Consider the following 20,206-nt stretch of genomic DNA (forward strand, 5'->3'; position numbering starts at 1 on the left):
TTTAATCAGCGTCATATACACATGTTCCCATTCCATAACCATATGCATGTTCTCTAACTTTGTTTTGTGGTCTGTTCATCATTCTACCTCTTACATTCCTTCTTTCCATTTCTGTATATGTATTTCCTCTGTTATTTTCCATTCCTCTTCTTGCAAATACTGGAAATCCGTTTTCTCTTACCACTATTTCTTTTCCATCTATTACTGCTTTGTCTACTACAATGTATGTTTCATCTTCTGTTGAAATTATTCTACCACTGATTTCTATATTTACTCCTACTTCTAAGCCATCATACAACCAAATTGGTCCTGTGTGTACTTCATATTCTTCTCCTTCAGCATCAATGATTACTTCCATCCCTTCTCCTGGTATCATTTCAATTTCCTTTACTGTACCTGATATGGTTGTTTCAGAAACTGTTGCTCCTTCAGGTAAATTTTGATAAAGTGGTTGTGTTCGACTTGTTGTGTTTGTCTGTACATAATTGCTCCTCCATGGTCCTACTGCAAATATACTTGCTGTTAACACTAATACTGTTAATAAAACTACACTAATCTTTTTAAACATAATTCCACCTCCTGGTTTTTTTTTGAATTTGGGTTTTTGTTTCTACGCTTCTTATATTACTCGCTTTTCCTTAATAAATCCTTATAACTTCCTTAGAGTTCCCTTAGAATAAATTAAATTAGAAAAGAGTGGTATAATTTATTTTGATTTGATTTGGAAAAAAGATATAAAAAGGAGGGGATTTTTTTGTTTGGAGATATATTGATGCATGCTACAGTTGTATTAGTGGCGTTATTTTCACATCCTAAGCTTACATATGAGTTTAGTGTCCCGAAATATGCAATTTTGACTTTAGCAATTTCTATATTGTTTACTTATCTAATGTTTAAGTGGATAAAAGAAAAGAAAATAAAATTTTATATAACTTCAGCACATGTTTTGTGGTTTGCGTTTGGAATTGTATCGATAATTTCCAGTTTTAATGTTTTGAGAGATAATCCTTATTATTTTAGGCGTTCATTTGATATAGCATTATATGTTTTATTTAATGTCCTTTTAGCGATATATTTTAGTACAGTTTATAAAGACAAGCAAAAAATAAGTACACTTTTATTTACTTTCTTAATAACCTCTTTTGTTATATCGGTTGATGCTCTCTTAAACTTTTATTTTGGTTTTGACCTATTTTTAGGTAAGGTTGGGGAACCTTTTACAAGAGCAGCAATAAAATCGACGGTAGGAAATGTTATATTTACAGCAAATTACATAGATATGTTATTACCAATTGCTTTGTATTTTATATTAAGTTTTGATTTAGGGCTAAAAAAACCGAATTTTCTTAAAGTTTTCTTTTTAAAATTGTTTGCAAGTATTTCTTTTATTGTTGGCTTAACGGCGGTTATAGTTTCACAAACGAGATCTGAATACATTGCTATTATCATAATGAGTTCTTTGTATGTCATTTTTTATCTTGTTTGGGCGAGGAAAAAGAAAAATAAAGCTTTTGAAACGATTAGAAAAAATGATGAGCAACTTGCAAAAAAACTTTTAGTATTAACAAAATATTTGCTTATAGGAGTTTTGGTGTTGTCAGCTTTAATTGTGGTTTTATATAACACCCCAAATCCATTAACTGGAAATGGAAAGGTAAGTATGACTAGTAGATTTTCGGCTATGACTTCTGTTTCAAGTAAAGATGAAAGATTTTTGTCTTGGTTTACTTCTCTTGAGCTTTGGGAAGATCATAAAATCTTTGGAACAGGAATAGGAACTTATCAATTATTGTCTATTACAAAGATGGGAGAATATCTTGAAAAACATCCAGAACTTTACTATGGTTGGAATAATTTTAAAAGGGCACACAATGATTACTTTCAAATTTTAGGTGAAACTGGATTGGTAGGTTTCATACTAATAATTTCTCTTTTGTTTTCGCTTGCTTATTTTTTCTTTACAATACCCAAAAAGATTGAAGAGAGAGATGATTTAATTCTATTTCTTTCATTATCGGTTGCGGTAGTTGGGTTTGCCATACAAAGCGTATTCAGTTTTCCAGGACATCTTTTACCTAATGCATTAGCTGCAACATTTTTTGCAAGTGTTGCTATTGGGCCATACTTTACTAAAAAAGAATTTAAAGAATTTAAGGGATTTTTAGCAGTGGTTATAGCATTTTTAATAGTTGTTATAGCATATACCTCCATGTATCTTAGATGGAATCATTTTATTTCAGAAGTGAATTTTAAAAATGGAAATATAGCGTATATGACGTATGTAAAGATTCTTGAAGAATTGCCAAAGGCAAAAGGTTATATACAACAACTTCAAAAAAAATTAGATGATTTAAAGAATTATAGAGGTCAATATGCTTATTTAGATCCTGAAAAATGGAAGATCAAAAAACAAAGAGAGTATATGCAAAAAGGATTGCCATACAATGAATTTGAAGTTGAAAATCAAAGAGTTGCCGAGATAAATAAAATAAGAAATCAGATTTTATCTCAAATTTCGCAAATAAACTCTCAAAGTTCTCAATTACCTCAGCTAGCCTTAACTTATTACAAAACAGCAAAAGAAAAACTTATAAAAAGTGTTAAGATAAACCACACGTATGGAAAATCCTTCTTTTATTTGGCAACTTTATCAGTTCAAGATTATAGAATAGCTAATTTGAAAAATAATATTCAAACACATTATAGGGAAATTTTCGCTCAAAATTTTGACGAATTTCAAAAGATAATTTATGATAAATACAAATACAGATGGTTGGAAAAGTTAGAACCATATGTTAAACAAAACCCTGAAATTTTAACCAAGTTTGATTTTGCAACAATGCAGGCGTTAATAGACTCAGTTGGTTTATACAAGACATCATTGTTATCATTTAATGAAAGAAATACATATAAAGCTATTGCAATGAGATATCATTCTTTGCATAATATGGCGAAACAACTTTTGAGTGTTTTACCAAAAGATTCCGAGTACTATAACTACGTTAAAAGTTTAGTTGTAGAATTTTTTGAAGAATATATTAGATATGCCAAAATTACTATTCAAAACATGCCAGGTGGATGGAATAGATTCCCTGATTGGAAAAATGCGGATGTATCAAAAGCAACAGCTGGACAGGATATTTATAGATTCTTTGCAGGAATGATTTTAAAACTCCAACCTCCAACAAACCTTGAAGTTAGATCTTTCCTAGAATGGCTAGCAGTTACAGAAATAAAAGCTGTGAAATATATGAATTTAAAAGGTGTATGGGGAGTTCCAAATGGTGTTATAGACTTTCTGCATGCTAGTGCTTTTGAATATTATAAAGCTGGGCAGTATCAAGAGATGTTATATTCTTTAGAAAAATTGGCTGATTTATACAAGGCTTCCTATATTAATGCTCGAAATCAGTTACCAAAGTATATAAGAAGATTAGATACTACAGTTGATAATATTAAAATAATTTACAGAGAACAACTTTTGTCTGTCTTAACAAACTCGAATATCCCCAAACCAGCAATAGATGCTATATTAAGCCTGTTTGAAAAAGCAATAGATGATATTAACACAACTTTTAAGTCGTATAACTTCATGTCCTCAGAGGCCGAATATATGAAAAAACTTACACAGACGACATTTTCAAAGTGGTATGATCAGAGAAAAAATAATGTTTGGGTGTCAATTGCTGTGGAGAAATTAAATAACTTTATTACTCAGTTACAAAAAATGGGGTTAAATGTTGAAACGCTATTAAAAGTTAAAAGCACTCTTCAGAAAATTATAGCTTCACCTTCAAATGCTAGTGTTGTTGAGAGTTATAGTAGATTTATAGCACATTATGAATTAATATTGAATGATCTCAAATACTTAGCTTCCAATCTAAAAGAGCGTTATAGCGAGCTTACGGATAACATGTGGGAGAATGTAATAGAAGAGTGGAGTAAAGTTTATACCGAGGATGGAACACCTTTAAAGAGTAAAGAGGATATCATGTCCTATTTAAACAATATTTTAGGTAAATAAGTTAGTGGTGTTCAAAGTATTTCAACAAAATTAAAAAATTATTGTATAATAAATTGCCTTCCCATTATGGGAAGGCAATTTTATTGAATAACTAAAATTATCCTCTAAGGTAAACAAGATAGAGAGCAAAGAGTATTGCTAGAACCCAGTTAAGCCAATGTACATCTTTTGCTTTTCCACTGAAGGTTTTAACGATTGGATAAACAATAAGGCCGAGAGCAATACCATTTGCAATAGAGTAAGTTAGAGGCATAACAATCATGGTTATAAACGCTGGAAGAGCTTCGGTAATATCGTCCCAATTGACTAATTTTAATCCCTTAAGCATCAATGCACCTACAAAGACTAAAGCAGGAGCAGTAGCAGCTGCAGGAATTGTGAGGCCAAGAGGTGCAAAGAAAAGCATGAGAAGCATTAAGATTGCAACAGTAACTGCAGTAAGACCGGTTCTTCCGCCTTCGGCAATACCTGTACTACTTTCAATATAAGTAGTTACTGTTGATGTTCCAAACAATGCACCTACAGAAGTACCGACAGCGTCTGCCATATATGCTTTATTTGCTCTTGGGAATTCTCCGTTTTTGATGAAGCCAGCACTTTCAGCAAGACCAGTTAATGTTCCAAGAGTGTCAAAGAAGTCAACAAAGAAGAAGGTAAAGACTACAATCCAAAAAGTTCCCGTAGCAAGATCAGCCCATGAGAACTTTTCAAAGAGTTTTAAGAAAGTTGGAGAAATATCAGGAACTTTTCCGATAATTCCTTGATATTTTGTTACACCAAAAACAGGAAGAGCCCCTATGAAGGTTGAAGCTAAAATTCCTATCAAAATGGAACCAGGAACTTTTAAGGCAAACAAAATGGCTATTATAAAGAACCCAATAATCGCTACTAGTGCAGTTGGAGAAGTCAAGTTACCAAGTGTAACAAACGTAGCAGGATCAGAGACTACAATTCCAGCACTTTTGAGCCCTATAAATGCTATAAACAAACCAATACCAGCACTTGTAGCTAATTTAATGCTTGATGGTACTGCTTTTACAACAAATCCTCTTACTCCGGAAAGTGTTAACAGTATAAAAATTAAACCTTCAACGAAAACAGCTGCTAGAGCAATTCTCCAGTCAATTCCTAATTTAAGACATACTGTGAAAGCAAAATATGCGTTAAGTCCCATTCCAGGTGCAAGAGCAAATGGGTAATTTGCCCACAAACCCATTATCAAAGTAGCAGTTGCTGCACCCAAAATTGTGGCGACCATGAAAGCACCGAAAAATTGGGCATAGAGATCGCTTCCAGGAGTAGCACCAGGAATTACGTTGATTAGTATGTTTGGGTTTACAAATATGATATAAGCCATGGTTAAGAAGGTTGTAAGACCTGCAATAATCTCAGTACGAACACTTGTTCCGTTTTCTTTTAGTTTGAAAAATTTTTCCACTTGAACCCCTCCCCTCGTAAGATGTGAAAAAATTTTATTTAATTTGAATTTTAGTTTTTCTAGTAAATTCTATTAATACACCTTCCACAATTATGTTGTCTATATCCATGTGTTCCACAAACTCCACTATCATTTCCTCAAGTTCTTTCTTCTCTTTATTTAATTCTTTTATTGTTTCCTTAACTCTTAAATATCTTTTTAACAAATCTTCGAGTGTATTTCTTTCGTTATTCATTTTAATCCTCCTTTAATGTTTTGCTTATTTCTTCAACTATCTTTCCTATTTCTTCATTAGTCAATTCAGGAAAAATTGGCAATGCAAGCGTGGTTTGAGATAACTTTTCCGATATAGGAAAATCTCCTTCTTTGTAACCTAATCCTTTAAAGCATGTTTGCAAATGTAAAGGAGTTGGGTAATAAATACTAGTACCTATTCCAACGTTGGTTAGATGTTCTTTTACCTTTTCTCTTATTTTATTATTTTCAAATTCTATGACATACTGGTGGAAAACGTGGTATTTGTAAGTTTTTTTATATATTTTCGGATATTTTACAGATAATTCCTTGTTTTTGAAAAATTCCGCATATTTTTTTGCAATGTTAATTCTTTTTTCAGTCCATGTATCAAGATATTTGAATTTAACATTTAAAATTGCTGCATGAATTTCGTCAAGCCTAGAATTATAACCAACCATGTCATGATAATATTTTTTTCTTGAACCATGTACCCTTAATGTTTTAGATAATTCGTATATTTTTTCGTTATCTGTTACTATCATTCCACCATCACCATATGTCCCTAAATTTTTTGTCGGAAAAAACGAAAAAATAGCTGCATCACCAATACTTCCACTTTTTTTGATTTCATTTTTGACAATTCCTTCGGAACCTATTGATTGTGCACAATCTTCAAGAATTTTTATGCCGTATTTTTCTTTTAAAAAGAGAAGTCCTTCAAGATCAAGTGTTTGTCCAAATAAATGTACGGGAATAATTCCAAAAACTTTTTCCTTTTTTAAGATGTTTTCCACTTGATTTAAATCTATGTTATAGGATTCTTTGTCTACATCCACAAATATTGGTATTCCATTGTTTCTAACAATGGCTGAAGCTGTTGCAAAAAAAGTATAAGGAGTTGTGATTACTTTATCACCATTTTTCATTCCCATGGCTCTTAGCGCAATTACAAGAGCATCACTACCGTTTGCAACACCTATCCCATATTTAACTCCAATATAGTTTGATATGTTTGTTTCCAATTTTTTAACTTCTTCTCCCAAGATTACCCTTCCATTTTCTAGAACTTTGTCGATTGCGCTTAAAATTTCATTTTTGATTTTTTTGTATTGTCTAGTTAAGTCAAATAAAGGTATCATTTTTTACCCTCCCAGTTGCAGTACTTTTCTAATGGACAATTTTTGCAATCAGGTTTAACTGGTTTACAGACATTTTTTCCAAATTCAACCATCGCACCATTTAAAGGTCCCCATAATTCTTTTGGAAGTAACTTCATGAGTTCAAATTCAGTATCTTCAGGTGTTTTGGTTTTGACCCATCCTAATCTATTAGAAATTCTATGAACGTGAGTATCTACAGCAAGTGCTGGTTTACCAAACGATATATAAAGAACTATATTAGCTGTTTTTCTGCCTACACCCGGTAATTTTAAAAGTTCTTCGAGAGTATTTGGTACTTTTCCGTTGTATTTCTTCTCTAAAATTTTAGAGATCTTAATTATCCTGTCTGCTTTTTGTCTATATAAACCTGCAGGTTTTATAAGTTCATACAATTCGTTGGGTTGCGCTTTTGAAAGTTCTTTTGAATTTTTGTATTTTCCGAATAAATTTTTTGTTGCGATTTCTGTGTTTTCATCTTTGCTTCTTTGGCTTAATATAGTAGATATTAAAACATAAAAAGGATCTTTTATTTTAAGATCCCTTGGAAATTTCTCAATTATTAATTTAGCTATTTTTTCTATATTCATATTGCTCCTCCAAAATTTTTCTGGCAATTATGACATCATTTTTCATTTGGGCAATGAGTTTTGTTATGTTTTCGAATTTTTTCTCTTCTCGCAAAAATTCAAGAAGTTCAACATGAATGTTATTGTTATAAATATCGTCGGAAAAATCCAGAATATACACTTCATATTTGATGGTTTTTGTTTTTTCAATGGTAGGTCTTATACCTATATTCATGAGTCCATAATAAACCTCCGGAACGTATACTCTACATAAATATACACCATTTTTAGGATTGATTAAGTCCTTTTCGTGCCTTATATTAGCAGTTGGAAACCCCAATTTCCGGCCTATTTGTTTGTCTTTGTATACTTTCCCATGAATTGAAAAAGGTCTACCTAATAAGTAATTTGCTTTTTTTATTTGTCCAGATTTTATTAATTTTCTTATTAATGTACTACTTATTCGTTTCCCGTCGACAGTGATGTCTTTTATAACTTTGAGCTCTATATTTTCATCTTTGCAAAATTTTTCAAGTAGAGAGATATCACCTTCAGCATTTTTTCCAAATCTAAAATCTTCTCCCACAACTATTGCCTTGGTGTCTTTTGATATAAAATTAAAAAACTTTGCAGGAGATATATTTTTAATTTTTAGAAGATCAAGTGTATAAACAGTCCCATACATTTCAAGTAAATTTATTCTTTCTTGAAGACTTATTAGTAACCCGTCAAAATTTCCATTGTAATATTCAATTGGGTATATAATAGTAAAAATTTCGGAAGCTGCATGATACTTTTTAGCTAAATTCTTAAGTTCTTCCAAAATTCGAACATGTCCTCTGTGAACTCCATCGAAAACTCCTATTGTAACGACGCGCAAATTATCACCTCAAAAAAATTATATCATAAATTGTTTTGCTTTTTTAAAAAGCTGAAAATGATAAAGATAGTAAAAGAGGTAAGAACAATAACAGGTCCTGGGGAAATGTCAAAATAGTATGAAAGATAAAAACCAAGGAAGGTAACAACTAGATTATAGAATATAGAGAACACGAAGACGGAAGAAAATGATTTAGCCAATTTTTTAGCAAAAAGTCCGGGTATTATAATAAGTGCTCCAAGGAGTATAATCCCAGAGATTTTTACTATACTTACCACGATTACTGATATTAGAATTAAAAAAATAGTTCTTATTTGTTTAATATTAACACCATAAAATGCTGCCATTTCTTCATCTGCTAAAAAGAATAAAATTTCATATCTCATTAAGGATATAATTACAATTGATGATAAAATAACAAAAATCAAAAACCATACATCGGATAGTTTCACAAGTAAAATATCCCCGAAAAGATAGCTTGTTAAGTCTTGAACGTATGTGCTACTTTTAGAAATGATAATAACTCCTACAGACATAAATACAGGGAGGAGCATTCCAATAGCACTATTTTCATGAATTTTATGTTTATTTGAAAAAAAACTTATTAAAAGAGAAAAAAGGATAGCAGTTAAAATTGCTACAACTCTGTAGTCAACGTCAAAAAATAAACCTATTGCAAGACCAGCAAAAGCTGCATGAGCAGTACCATCACCTATAAATTCCATTTTTTTGTATACAATTAGAGGAGAGATAATTCCAGCAGCAAAACCGGATAAAAGACTTGCAAAGAAAGCGATTTTTAAAAAATCGTATGTAAAAATTTCATTGAACATTTTTATGCTCCTTTTCGTAATGGTATTTTCCTCTAATCCAAAGGTCAAAATCAGGGAAAAGTACTTTAAGTTCTTCGGGTTTGATCTCTTTAGTTGGACCATGACAATGTAGTGTCTTGTTCAAACACATTATTGTTTTGCATTTTTCAAACACCATACCAATATCGTGAGAAATCATTATTATAGTAATCTTTCTTTCAGAACGAATTTTTTCAAGAAGTTCATAAAATTTTGCTTTTCCCATCTGATCTATTCCCGCTTCCGGTTCATCGAGAATTAAAATATCTGGTTCAGAAATGAGAGCTCTTGCAAGAGAAAGCCGTTGAAGTTCTCCACCTGACATATTTCCTACCAATCTGTTCTCTTTTCCGGAAAGCCCTATTTCGTCTAAAATTTCTGGAATTTTTTCGATATTTTTAATGTTTTTGTACGTTCCCATAAGGACAAATTGAAAAGCATTGATTGGAACTTCTCTATTGATAGTTTGTGTTTGTGGGAGATATCCTATTTTTCCATTTACAATGACTTTTCCCTCGTAGTTTGTAATTTGACCAATTAAAATTTTTACAAGAGTTGACTTTCCGGCACCATTAGGTCCCACAATTCCTACAAAATCTCCTTCTGGAATTTTGAAATTTATGTTTTTTAAAATTTCTGTACCGTTTATTTTATAATTTAAGTTTTCTACTAAAATAATGTAATTATTCATATGAAACAGCCTTTCTAATTTCATTAAGGTTTTTATAATATAACTCAATGAATGTGGTAGTATCGATTCCTAATGGATCGAGAACAAAGTATTTTTTCCCAAGTTCATTTGCTATTATTTCAATTTCTGTTTTTGGTTGTTGAACTTCTGAAAAAATTGCTGTTATGTTTTTTGTTTTGATTATGTTCAAAAGTTCTTTAATACTAGATGAGGTATTGTGACCTTTTTCAATCCAATAAGTTTCAATTCCAAATTCTTTAAAATAGTAGTAGAAACTTGGATGCTGAACAAGAATTTTTCCTTTGACATTTTTAAAAACGTTAAATGAATCAAGAATAAAATTGTTTATTTTTTTAATGAGTTTTTTGGAGTTTGATTCATAGAATGTTCGATTTGCTGAATCTAATTCAGAAAGCTTCTTTACTATCGAGGGAATAATATAATATTTTGTGAAAAATGGATCTAACCAAAAGTGAGGATTATCTTGTTCAATAAAGAGTTTAGGAACAAAATCCGAGATGTAAATAACATTTTTGTATTTTTTTAGGTATGGTTCTAAATAACCATTTGCAATTATTAAATCAGCGCCATTTAATACTTTTGCATCGCTAATTTTTAAACTATAAACGTGTGGATTTGCTCCAGGTTTAATTAATAGACTTACTTTAGCTTTATCTTGGACAATATCTTTGACTAGAAGATAGTAAGGGTTAATAGTTGTTACAATGTTAAGAGAGAAAATAACTGTTAGTAGAAACATTACAAAATATAAAGTTAAGGATTTCTTCATTTTCATCCCTCCTGACAGTTTTTACAGAGTCCTTTAAAGTAGAAAACATGATCTATAATTTGAAAGTCAAATTTTTCCTCAACAAACTCTTCTAGTTGGGTTGCTGTGCATTTGTCAAAAATTTCTATGTTCCCACATTTTATGCAATATAGGAAATGATAGTGTTTGTTGGTAGAGTAAAAATATTTTGGCCCATTTTCAAAAGAAACAGATTTTATTAAATTCTTGCTTTCGAGAAAATTAAGAGTTCTATATATTGTGGAAAAATTTGGTTTTAATTTATTGACTTTGTATATTTCTTCTGCGGTTAATGGTTTATTGCTTTTTTCGATTATTTCTAAAATTTCCTTTCTTTTTTTTGTCATAACCATGTTATTCCTCCTTGCAAATGCAAATTATTTGCAAAAATATTATACCAGTTTGTTGTTTAAAAATCAAATGATTTTGATTTAAAAAAAGAATTTATTATTATCTTCCGTGTTTTGCATATAGTAAAGCTTTTGTGATATAATAAAACTCGAATGTAGGGGGGATAACATGCTTTTTGCTTTTGAAGTTAAAACAGAAGCTAGAAATATTTTAATTGATATTACAAGTAGAATTGAGGAATTAGTAAGAAAATCTGGAGTAAAATCTGGACTTTGTGTTGTTTATGTTCCTCATACGACTGCGGGTATTACAATTAACGAGAATGCAGATCCTTCTGTAAAATATGATATAGAAAATACCCTTTCAAAAATTGTTCCTTCAAATCTCAATTATACTCACCTCGAAGGAAATTCCGATTCTCATGTAAAATCAACTTTAGTGTCACCGAGTATCACTTTGATTATTGACAACGGGCATCTTCTCCTTGGGACTTGGCAAGGTGTATATTTTTGTGAATTTGACGGTCCGAGAAGGAGAAAAGTTTATATAAAAATTATTGAAGATTAAAGGGGGGATAATTTGTCCATATATATAGTTGGATTACCTGGCTCCGGAAAGTCCGCTGTAGGTAAAATTTTAAAAGAGGATTTTGGATACGACGTGGTTGACTTGGATGATGTTTTAAAAGTTGAGTACAAGAAGGGATTTAATAAAATATTACTTGACAATGGTTTTAATACCCTTAGAACACTTGAAGGAAAAATTTTGAAACGATTTAAAAAATATAACGACAAATTTATTGTAACTCTCGGAGTTTTGGCAAATTTAGAGTTGTTTAATGGTAAAATTGTGTATATAAAGATACCAAAGGAAAAATATATACAACGTATAAATAAAATCTCGAAAAAAGTTAAGCGTATTAATGAAGTCTATGAAGAAATCCATAATACGTTTTCACAAAAAGCAGATTTGGTAATTTCTTCTGAAAATAAGACAAAATTCGAAATTTCAAAGATTATCGACGATTTTTACAGAAAAAACAGAAATATTTAAACTAATCTTTTGTTTTCTCTAAATTTCTATATAAACGTTCGAAAAAGCTTATAAATAAGAGATTTGCAAAACTTTCACTAAAAATGCTATATTATTAACGTATTTTAAAGTTATCTTTTTAAGAGGGAGGGAAAAGTATGAGTAAAAAAGAACTTGTCAACATGGTTGCTGAGAAAGTTCCAGGATTGAAAAAGAAAGATGTTAAAGCAGTAGTTGATGCAGTATTTGAATCTATTTCTGAAGCACTTTCCAAGGGGGAAAAGGTTCAACTTGTTGGTTTCGGTACTTTTGAGGTAAGAAAAGCTGCTGCAAGGACAGGAGTCAATCCGAGAACAAGACAGAAGATTAAAATTCCTGCAAGAAAAGTTCCGAAATTTAAACCTGGTAAAGATTTGAAAGAAATTGTTAACAAATAAGTAAGTGTGCCCGAAAGGGCACACTTTTTTATAAATAATTGTTTGTAAAATAGATAGCATTTTAAAAGTTAATAGGAGGTCCTTGATGGAAACGAAAGGGGTAAAGCTTTTAAAGGGAGATCCAAAAAAAGCCATACTGAAACTTTCAACTCCCATGATTTTAGCTATGTTTGTACAAACAATGTATAATCTTGTGGATGGGATATGGGTAGCAGGATTGGGCCCGAAGTCTTTGGCAGCGATAGGAGTATTTTTTCCAATATTTATGATAATCATATCTTTAGCATCTGGATTAGGAGTTGGTGCTAGCTCCGTTATTGCACGCAAAATAGGTGAGAAGGATAAAAAACTTGTTGATAGTGCAGCTATAAATTCAATAGTTCTTTCAGTTTTCTTTGGCGTGATTTCTTCAATATTTTTTTTGATTTTCATTGGAAAGATTTTGAAAATAATAGGAGCTTCTGAAGAAATTTTAACTTTAACACTTGAATATGCATATGTGATTATTTTTTCAACGACTCTTTTGTTTTTTAACAATGTGGTTAACGGAATATTAAGGGGCGAAGGTGACGCGAAAAAAGCAATGTATGCAATCACAATTGGTTCAATTTTAAACATTTTTTTGGATCCACTTTTCATCTACACTTTTAATTTTGGAATAAAAGGTGCAGCATACGCAACTGTTTTTTCAATTTTTATTTCTACTGTTCTAATAATATACTGGTTGTTTATTAAAAGAAATACTTACGTTTCTTTGTATGTTAGAGGATTCAAAATTAATTTTAAAATTATGAAGGAAGTTTTAAAAGTAGGAATTCCTTCTTCTATAGCCCAAATTTCCATGTCAATTGCTATGTTTGTTTTAAATATTTTTGCTGTAAGGTCAGGAGGAGATTTTGGGGTAGCAGTGTTTACAAGTGCGTGGCGAATAATAAATTTTGGGACAGTACCATTGCTTGGAATAGCTACAGCAGTAACTTCTGTTACCGGTGCTTCATATGGTCAAAAGAATGGGGAAAAACTGGAAATTGCCCATATTTTTGCTATAAAATTTGGATTAATAATTTCAATTTTTGTTATGCTTTCAATAATGATTTTTGCACCCGTTATTGCAAAAATATTTACGTATTCAAGTGAAGGTTCAAAAATATATGTTGAACTTGTTGAAGCTTTAAGAATTTTGAGTTTTTTCTTACCTGGTGTTCCTTTTGGTATGTTAACTTCTGCAATGTTTCAAGGGATTGGTCAAGGAATAAAGAGCATGATAGTTTCTGTAAATAGAACCATAATAATGCAGGTTTTGTTTTCCTATTTATACATTTTTATACTTAATATAGGATTAAAAGGAGTGTGGTGGGGAATTGTTACGGGGAACGCTACATCAGCGGTAATCACCTTTTTCTGGGGCAGGAGCACAGTTAAAAAATTGAAAAAAATATTTCTTAAATAATTTTATTTTTTTAATTTTGCGTTTTTGTATATTTCTAAATTTCGACAAATTTCAACGAAATCACAACTATAATTAAAATTTATACATTTTGTTTCTATGGTTGTTTTTATATCAAATTGTGTAGTTTCTTTTACATAGCTTAAGAATGGTTTGTTTTTCACGTTTTCTTCTAATGCTATTGGGGCAAAATAGCCGGTTGACATTTTTTCTAACACATTTTTTAGCCAGTTGATAAAAGAATCATAATTGACAAGATAATAGTGTGTTTTTTTCCCGCCTCCTTTTAAAATTAAGAAGTTTCCTTCTCTTTTTATAAAGTAATTTTTTGGAGATTTTCCAGATAAATTGAAAAATATTAGAAAACTATCAAAATTCTCTTTTTTGGCTTTTCTATAAACAATATCGTAAAGTAAAAGCTGTTCTGCATAGATTTTGTTTAATGAACTTTTGTAATCTATTATAGCAATTGCTTTTTTCTCAGTTTCTGAAATATTCTCTGAAACTTCCTTGCTATTTGTTCCATAAAAACCTGTATAATTTTTATCAAGTTCGTCAATTCTATCAATTCTAATTTCAAAATCATATTCTTTTTCCCCTATTTTAAGAGTTTCTTTGTATTGTGATTCTAATTCTTTTGTTTTTTTTCTTTGAAGGCTGAATTTTTTAACAATTTTCAGATAACCTTTTTCTGAGAGATTTTCTGATAGAAACTTAGTAAGTAATTCAGAAAATTCTTTTATTTTTAACATTGAAGGTAAACTATATTGGTCTATTTCATTTCGGAAAATATCATAATATACTTTTTCGACAAGTTTTTGAATATTTTCGACTTGCAAATTAGTTATGTTTTTTTCAAAAATCTCTTTCAAGACTCTGTGAAATAAAATTCCTTTGTACATTGATTCTTTATTTTTTGAAATAGGTTTTACCTTTGCTATTTCCCTTAAATAAAAGTAAAAAGGACAATCTACATACATAGAAATTTTGGTGTGACTTAACGTTGTTCTTTTGAATTTACCTACCCATTGATTTTTATCTGCAGTGGGTGCTTCTTGTTTTCTTTTTAATGCTTCATATATTTTCTTGTCTTGTATAGAAAAAATATTTTCTGGGGATGGAAGAATATTGCTATCATTTTCGGTTTTTATAGGACCGTTACAAAATTCTCTCATATATTGTGAAGGTAGAATTGGCTCACCTTTAAGGCTGGATGAGGGATATGACACAAAATTTTTAGTGGAAAAAATAAAAGATAAAATAATGTTTCTCCTTTCGTTTTCTTCAATGTAACTAACGAAATTATGTGAATCATCCGATGCTTGCAATATTAATGGATTTGTATTAAAAGAAGGATAATAAGAATCGGTAAAATGAACAAAAAATTTATATTTTTTCTCAACAAATCTAGCAGTAGTAATATCAAGAATCTCGACAGAGTTTGAATACTTGTTAGTTGTTCTGTATGTTTCTACGCTTAAAATGTTTATAAGTATTTTGTACAGTAAATGCCAGGAAGTTTTTTTGTTTTTAAATATTACTTTACTATATTTTTGGAGTTTCATAATTACTTCTGAAAATTTGAAAAGAGCATTAATTTCCTTCGTTATACTTTCATTGTTCAGGTATTTAGAAGGTTCTTTAAAGATAGAAAAATTATAAATAACATCCTTGATAAAATTTCTAATCCATTCAAAAAAGTCATTTTTCATATTGTTTTCGATGTTAATTAACAAATCAAAAGTCGATTCAATTATTTCCTTAAAATTTCTGTATTCATCAATTTTATCCATTCTTTCTTGAAATGTGTCGTCTTCCACTATTTGTGACAATTTATCAATTTTTTCTTGTATGGGTTTTAAAAACATATTTTGAATATGTTCTTTGCTAATTTGTGAGGATTTTAAGTTTATAAAAAAGAAACCAAATTCCTTAAAAAGTTCTTCAATTTGATCCATTGTGAGCTTTCTATTTGTAATATAAGGTGTTTCAATTAGTGCCAAAATGTCTTCCATGTCATATCCAGAAAAGATAGTTTTAAGTGGTTGAAGCAACATTTTAATGAGTTTACTTTCTGAAAGTTTGGTAATTCCAGAAAGTTTGTGAGGAATTTTCATATTCTTTAATTCCTCAGAAATTTGAAACATGATCTGATTAGTAGGAGCAATGATTGCAATATCACCCGGTTGGGTACCATCGAGTATATTTTTCTTAACCATACCGCAAATGTATTTTATTTCATTTGAAGGATTTTTAAATGATAATCCGTATGTATAGGGTTTAAGGTTTAGTTTTACAGGTTTTTTTTCTTCCAATACAAATTTGTTTTCTCTTAAAAATTCATATATAGCATCTAGTTCTTTGAAGGCTCTGTCTTCAATTTTTCTCCAAACGTAAAAATAAACATTGTTGCTTTTTTCAAATAATTTTTGAAGAGCTTTTTTTACAAGGGGGGTTAGATCAAAGAATCCGCTAATTACAAGTGTTTCTTTTTCTGTTTCTACATAACTTGCATTTTCAATATACCATTTGTAAGTTGTTATAGGATCGAAAATATTTTCTGTTTTTTGAAAAAAGAATCTAATTTCTTCTAAAAGTTCATTAACAAGTCTTGGAAGATTTCCATCTTGGTTGAGAATTTTCTCGATTTCTTTATAATACATAGGAGTATAAGAATTATTGTTACTGTTATTCAGTTCCCAAGCTTTTTCAAAAAGATCGAGTATATATTCAATTATTCCTTTAGATCTTGAAACAACCCTTAAGAAGTCATAATACTCGTCTCTATGTTTATCATATTTTGCCACCAGTTCTTCAATTTTTTCAGCTATAAAAGCCTTAAAGAAGTCTCTATCGAAAAAAACAGCATCCATGTTGTTTTTCAACAAAGTTTCTGTAACATATTGATTGATAACCATAAAAGCATTTTTATTAATTGTTTTTCCGTATTTGAAAGCAAACTTATCCGAAACTTGCCTTACGTATTGACCTGTGGGTCCAATGAATAAAAAGGAAAATGGATTATAATATTTTTCAATTTCCCGGGCTAGCAATTCAAAATGGTTATTTGTCGGTTCTATTATTATAGCTTTCCTCATGTTACCACCTTTTCATACTCTTCGATTAATTTTTCAATAGTATTTTTGAAAGTGTCGTTAGGAGGAACTACATCTATGATTTCTCCTGTTTTTGTTGAGACTATATAACCTTTTATAACATTTCCAAAATCGTTTAAAAGAAACATATAAAACTGAATTTGAAAAACGTATTTTTCCAATTTTTCTTGATCATGTAATTTTGTGTGTTTGAAATCAACAATGTAAAAGTTGTTGTTTTTTTTGAATACTTTGTCAGGGATGCCAAATAAAATGTAATTTCTACCTTTGAATTTAAATGGTTTAGCGAGTCGCCATTCAGAAAAAACAGTTGAATTTTCAAATAATTCTTGTAGTTTACTTGAGATGTTAACTTTTAATATTCCTGAATCTTCTAAATTTTTAAGTTGAGAAAGAGTTTCTACCGTGGAAAGTTTCTGATGAATATCAGTTCCTTCAAACGTTTCCTCTAGGAACAAGTTGTCGAAATTATATACTTTTTCTTCTTCCTCTGTTAGTTCTAGTTCTTTTTGTTTACCAAGAAAGCTGTAAATTGTTGTTGGTGAAATGTAAGATTTATAGGCAAGATTTCTCAGATCCCTAAGATTTTTTTGAGGAATTTCTCCCAAAATCTCATCACTTTTATTTTCCGTTTTTTCTATTTCAATGTTTTCTATTTCAATGAATTCTAAACTGCCAGTATGATTATTTTTCAATTCTTCAATTTCCGATTCGGTTAGTTTTAAAAATTTTCCTGAATAAGAGTCAATTTCGGGGAAAATAAGTGGGATAAAAATTTCAGAAGCTCTTGTTATAGCAACATATAATTTCCTCTGAAGTTCTGTTTCGTCATATACATCGTTTAAGTTAAAAAGTTTTATAGCATCTAGAATTTCAGTATTTTCAGAGTTTCTAAATTCTTCTAGGAATTTTTCTAAGATATAATATCTTTTAGTTTTTGTATTTGTAAATTGTACACCGTTTTTTGACTTGTTGTCCTTTTTTGTGTCAAGAAGATCACCAAGAATTACTATCTTAAATTCCAATCCTTTTGATGCATGTATTGACATTAACTTAACACTGTTTGATGTTTCATCTTCAATTGTGGCCTCTCCTTCACTTGTTTCAGATAATTTCTGGATAAGCTTAATAAGTTCTGAAAATGACGTTGCAAGTTGATCCATACTTGAAGCTTCGGAAAGTAATTTTCTAACATTTAGGATAGCAGTTTTATAATCTTGAAATTGTGTTAATTTTTCAAAGTAATTAAGTTCTTCAATGAGGTTTCTTAAGACTTCTGTAGGGCTAATATAGTACTTGAGTTCCGCGTATTTTTCAAGAGTTTTTAGAGCATGAGAAATGTTATTCGAAAAATTGAGATGTTTCGCGGTTTGAAATAAAGGTTCTCCGTTATTTTCTTGAATGATTTTGTTGTAATCCTTAAAAGTTCCTGAGACTAACGGAGAAAAGAAGAATTGTGTAAAATAAAAATTATTATTTGGATTTTGAATAGCATTTAAAGCATTTAGTATTGTTTTAATTTCAAGTCTTTTGTAGAAATTTTTCCCTCCAATTATATAAAGTGGAATACCATATTTTTTGAATACTTCTGAGTAAATTTCTTCAGCATTTGCAATTCTTGATCTTAATATAACAAAATCGTTGTACGTAATTATATGATTTTCATTATTTTTAGTACATAACTTTTTTCCAACAAGTTTTGATATAAGGTAAGCTGCTACTTCTGCTTCTTTTTTTATTTTGTCTTCGTTTTCCTTGAGTTTGATCAAAACATATTTTATTCTACCGCCAGTTTTTTGATTAATTCCTGGTACAACACCACCCTGAAGAATTTTTGCGTTTGAAATATCGTTTTTGTCAAACCATAGTTTTTCATATAAATTTGGATAAATTGATTTGAATACCTCATGTTTTTCAGTTTTTTCTGCAATATGTTTGTTAAATAGTTTTTCTTTGACAATAAAATTAAAGAAATTGACTAAATGCTTATTTGAACGATAATTGTCTCGTAAAGCTAATATTTTGTATTTTTCGTCAGATTTTTCTTCAAATTCTTGTAAAGTTTCAAGGAAAACGGAAACATCTGAACCTCTAAATCTATAAATCGATTGTTTCCTATCTCCTACATAGAACACATAATTGTTTTCGCTATGAAGTTTTTCAAATAATTCTTTTTGAAGGTAATTAGTGTCTTGGAATTCATCGACAATGATGTATTTGAATTTGTTTTTATATTTTTCTTTTATATGATCAATTTCAAGTACTTCTAGAGTTTTTTCGAGAACGCCTTTAAAATCAAACTCGAAATTATCCACAGTAAATCCTTCGTATAATTCTTTTGAAATAAGTGATATAAGTTTAAATGCAACAAGTGCCTCGGAATCATCTTTAGCAACTTTGAATAGTTTATCAGAAATAGTAGATTTCTTCATTTCTGTTCTCCAATTTATAAGAGTTTTTTCAAGCAATTCTTCCATCGCGTTAAGGTTTTTCATTTTTTCAAATAGAATTTTAAGTCCATTTTTGTAGTTCAGTAATTCTTTTAAATAAGTTTCAATTTTCTCCTTTCTTTTTGCTAAAAGATTTGTAGTGACCGTTGTTTTGTTATTATCATATAATTCAAAAATGTATTTTAAAGTTAAATATACTGATTTTTCAATTAATTTTGCTGCTTTGGCATCACTTATAATTGTGAAGTTTGGGTCAATAGAGACGTTTAGGTTCTCTTCTTTCAGTATTCTTTGACAGAAACTATCAATTGTGGAGATTATTGCGCGAGTGAGGTTGTTGTTAACGTTTTCCCAGTATTTTATAATTTTTTGATTTTTTGATTTCTTTGCTTCAACGACCTTCCTTTTCACAGTTTCTAATATTCTCTCTTTCATTTCAGAAGCAGCTTTCCTTGTGAAAGTAACGACAACTATTTTATCAATAATTTCTGGATAATTTAATTTTTCATACTCTTCAAGTATGAAAACGTAATAATTTGTAATGGTATAAGTCTTTCCTGTTCCGGCAGATGCAGAAATAAAGTAATTTGCGTTAATGTTTTTTTTAATTTCATTTAAAATAGACATATTTACACCTCAATATAAACTCATAATTAGATAGGATTTTGTGAAAGTATATTAATTTTCAGAAGTTTTGTTGAGTAACAGTAAAAACGAA

17 protein-coding genes are annotated in these 20,206 nt (G+C 29.9%); 5 read left to right on the top strand and 12 right to left on the bottom strand.

The features are described from left to right. Window position 1: 1 nt before the first annotated feature. Window positions 2-568, bottom strand: coding sequence for a hypothetical protein (locus tag BUB65_RS05325; protein WP_073073020.1), 567 nt, complete (start codon window positions 566-568; stop codon window positions 2-4). Between the two features lie 186 nt (window positions 569-754). On the opposite strand from BUB65_RS05325, the gene BUB65_RS05330 reads away from it, so the two are divergent. After that, window positions 755-4,024 (top strand): O-antigen ligase family protein, encoded by a 3,270-nt coding sequence (locus BUB65_RS05330; RefSeq protein ID WP_234946804.1) that lies wholly within the window; start codon window positions 755-757, stop codon window positions 4,022-4,024. Window positions 4,025-4,121: 97 nt separating this feature from the next. Here BUB65_RS05330 and BUB65_RS05335 read toward each other — a convergent pair whose 3' ends face one another. The 9 genes from BUB65_RS05335 to BUB65_RS05375 are packed head-to-tail and all read right to left on the bottom strand — an operon-like array spanning window position 4,122 to window position 11,008. After that, the gene (locus tag BUB65_RS05335; RefSeq protein ID WP_073073021.1) at window positions 4,122-5,462 is read right to left on the bottom strand and encodes an NCS2 family permease; all 1,341 of its coding nucleotides are present in this window, start codon (window positions 5,460-5,462) and stop codon (window positions 4,122-4,124) included. Window positions 5,463-5,496: 34 nt separating this feature from the next. Continuing rightward, window positions 5,497-5,697, bottom strand: a complete 201-nt coding sequence (locus tag BUB65_RS05340) for a hypothetical protein (protein WP_073073022.1) — start codon at window positions 5,695-5,697, stop codon at window positions 5,497-5,499. A gap of 1 nt (window position 5,698) precedes the next feature. Further along, entirely contained in the window at window positions 5,699-6,838 is a 1,140-nt protein-coding gene (locus tag BUB65_RS05345) for a DegT/DnrJ/EryC1/StrS family aminotransferase (RefSeq protein ID WP_073073023.1), read from the bottom strand. Continuing rightward, window positions 6,835-7,446: an endonuclease III gene (gene nth / locus BUB65_RS05350; protein ID WP_073073024.1), complete on the bottom strand. Its 612-nt coding sequence runs from the start codon at window positions 7,444-7,446 to the stop codon at window positions 6,835-6,837. Before nth ends, BUB65_RS05345 begins: the two co-directional genes overlap by 4 nt. Continuing rightward, complete coding sequence (locus tag BUB65_RS05355) at window positions 7,424-8,305, bottom strand: bifunctional riboflavin kinase/FAD synthetase (RefSeq protein ID WP_073073025.1); 882 nt, start codon at window positions 8,303-8,305, stop codon at window positions 7,424-7,426. Before BUB65_RS05355 ends, nth begins: the two co-directional genes overlap by 23 nt. Window positions 8,306-8,328: 23 nt before the next feature. Further along, window positions 8,329-9,138, bottom strand: coding sequence for a metal ABC transporter permease (locus BUB65_RS05360; RefSeq protein WP_073073027.1), 810 nt, complete (start codon window positions 9,136-9,138; stop codon window positions 8,329-8,331). Then, window positions 9,128-9,847 (bottom strand): metal ABC transporter ATP-binding protein, encoded by a 720-nt coding sequence (locus tag BUB65_RS05365; RefSeq protein ID WP_073073324.1) that lies wholly within the window; start codon window positions 9,845-9,847, stop codon window positions 9,128-9,130. Before BUB65_RS05365 ends, BUB65_RS05360 begins: the two co-directional genes overlap by 11 nt. Beyond that, on the bottom strand, window positions 9,840-10,637 hold the full coding sequence (locus tag BUB65_RS05370) for a metal ABC transporter substrate-binding protein (protein WP_234946806.1): 798 nt from the start codon (window positions 10,635-10,637) through the stop codon (window positions 9,840-9,842). Before BUB65_RS05370 ends, BUB65_RS05365 begins: the two co-directional genes overlap by 8 nt. A gap of 2 nt (window positions 10,638-10,639) precedes the next feature. Continuing rightward, window positions 10,640-11,008: a Fur family transcriptional regulator gene (locus tag BUB65_RS05375; protein WP_073073030.1), complete on the bottom strand. Its 369-nt coding sequence runs from the start codon at window positions 11,006-11,008 to the stop codon at window positions 10,640-10,642. A 166-nt stretch (window positions 11,009-11,174) separates the two neighbouring features. On the opposite strand from BUB65_RS05375, the gene BUB65_RS05380 reads away from it, so the two are divergent. The 4 genes from BUB65_RS05380 to BUB65_RS05395 all read left to right on the top strand — a co-directional run bounded on the left by BUB65_RS05380 (window position 11,175) and on the right by BUB65_RS05395 (window position 13,925). Next, the gene (locus BUB65_RS05380; protein WP_073073031.1) at window positions 11,175-11,573 is read left to right on the top strand and encodes a secondary thiamine-phosphate synthase enzyme YjbQ; all 399 of its coding nucleotides are present in this window, start codon (window positions 11,175-11,177) and stop codon (window positions 11,571-11,573) included. 12 nt (window positions 11,574-11,585) lie between these two features. After that, window positions 11,586-12,059: a shikimate kinase gene (locus BUB65_RS05385; protein WP_073073032.1), complete on the top strand. Its 474-nt coding sequence runs from the start codon at window positions 11,586-11,588 to the stop codon at window positions 12,057-12,059. A 137-nt stretch (window positions 12,060-12,196) separates the two neighbouring features. Next, window positions 12,197-12,475 (top strand): DNA-binding protein HU, encoded by a 279-nt coding sequence (gene hup / locus BUB65_RS05390; RefSeq protein WP_073073033.1) that lies wholly within the window; start codon window positions 12,197-12,199, stop codon window positions 12,473-12,475. An 85-nt stretch (window positions 12,476-12,560) separates the two neighbouring features. Further along, complete coding sequence (locus BUB65_RS05395; protein WP_073073034.1) at window positions 12,561-13,925, top strand: MATE family efflux transporter; 1,365 nt, start codon at window positions 12,561-12,563, stop codon at window positions 13,923-13,925. 2 nt (window positions 13,926-13,927) lie between these two features. Here BUB65_RS05395 and BUB65_RS05400 read toward each other — a convergent pair whose 3' ends face one another. Continuing rightward, window positions 13,928-17,020: a PD-(D/E)XK nuclease family protein gene (locus BUB65_RS05400; protein WP_073073035.1), complete on the bottom strand. Its 3,093-nt coding sequence runs from the start codon at window positions 17,018-17,020 to the stop codon at window positions 13,928-13,930. Continuing rightward, a complete protein-coding gene (locus BUB65_RS05405; RefSeq protein ID WP_073073036.1) occupies window positions 17,017-20,115 on the bottom strand; it encodes a UvrD-helicase domain-containing protein in 3,099 nt (1,032 codons plus the stop codon). The genes BUB65_RS05400 and BUB65_RS05405 overlap by 4 nt, the downstream gene beginning before the upstream one ends. Window positions 20,116-20,206: the final 91 nt, after the last annotated feature.

Source organism: Thermosipho atlanticus DSM 15807, assembly GCF_900129985.1.
GTDB classification, from domain to species: domain Bacteria; phylum Thermotogota; class Thermotogae; order Thermotogales; family Fervidobacteriaceae; genus Thermosipho_A; species Thermosipho_A atlanticus.

Coding starts and splice junctions, on each gene's coding strand:
- BUB65_RS05340 (WP_073073022.1), bottom strand. CDS start 5,697: ATGAATAACGAAAGAAATACACTCGAAGATTTGTTAAAAAGATATTTA.
- BUB65_RS05365 (WP_073073324.1), bottom strand. CDS start 9,847: ATGAATAATTACATTATTTTAGTAGAAAACTTAAATTATAAAATAAAC.
- nth (WP_073073024.1), bottom strand. CDS start 7,446: ATGAATATAGAAAAAATAGCTAAATTAATAATTGAGAAATTTCCAAGG.
- BUB65_RS05380 (WP_073073031.1), top strand. CDS start 11,175: ATGCTTTTTGCTTTTGAAGTTAAAACAGAAGCTAGAAATATTTTAATT.
- BUB65_RS05400 (WP_073073035.1), bottom strand. CDS start 17,020: ATGAGGAAAGCTATAATAATAGAACCGACAAATAACCATTTTGAATTG.
- BUB65_RS05345 (WP_073073023.1), bottom strand. CDS start 6,838: ATGATACCTTTATTTGACTTAACTAGACAATACAAAAAAATCAAAAAT.
- BUB65_RS05370 (WP_234946806.1), bottom strand. CDS start 10,637: ATGAAGAAATCCTTAACTTTATATTTTGTAATGTTTCTACTAACAGTT.
- BUB65_RS05360 (WP_073073027.1), bottom strand. CDS start 9,138: ATGTTCAATGAAATTTTTACATACGATTTTTTAAAAATCGCTTTCTTT.
- BUB65_RS05325 (WP_073073020.1), bottom strand. CDS start 568: ATGTTTAAAAAGATTAGTGTAGTTTTATTAACAGTATTAGTGTTAACA.
- BUB65_RS05395 (WP_073073034.1), top strand. CDS start 12,561: ATGGAAACGAAAGGGGTAAAGCTTTTAAAGGGAGATCCAAAAAAAGCC.
- BUB65_RS05375 (WP_073073030.1), bottom strand. CDS start 11,008: ATGGTTATGACAAAAAAAAGAAAGGAAATTTTAGAAATAATCGAAAAA.
- hup (WP_073073033.1), top strand. CDS start 12,197: ATGAGTAAAAAAGAACTTGTCAACATGGTTGCTGAGAAAGTTCCAGGA.
- BUB65_RS05405 (WP_073073036.1), bottom strand. CDS start 20,115: ATGTCTATTTTAAATGAAATTAAAAAAAACATTAACGCAAATTACTTT.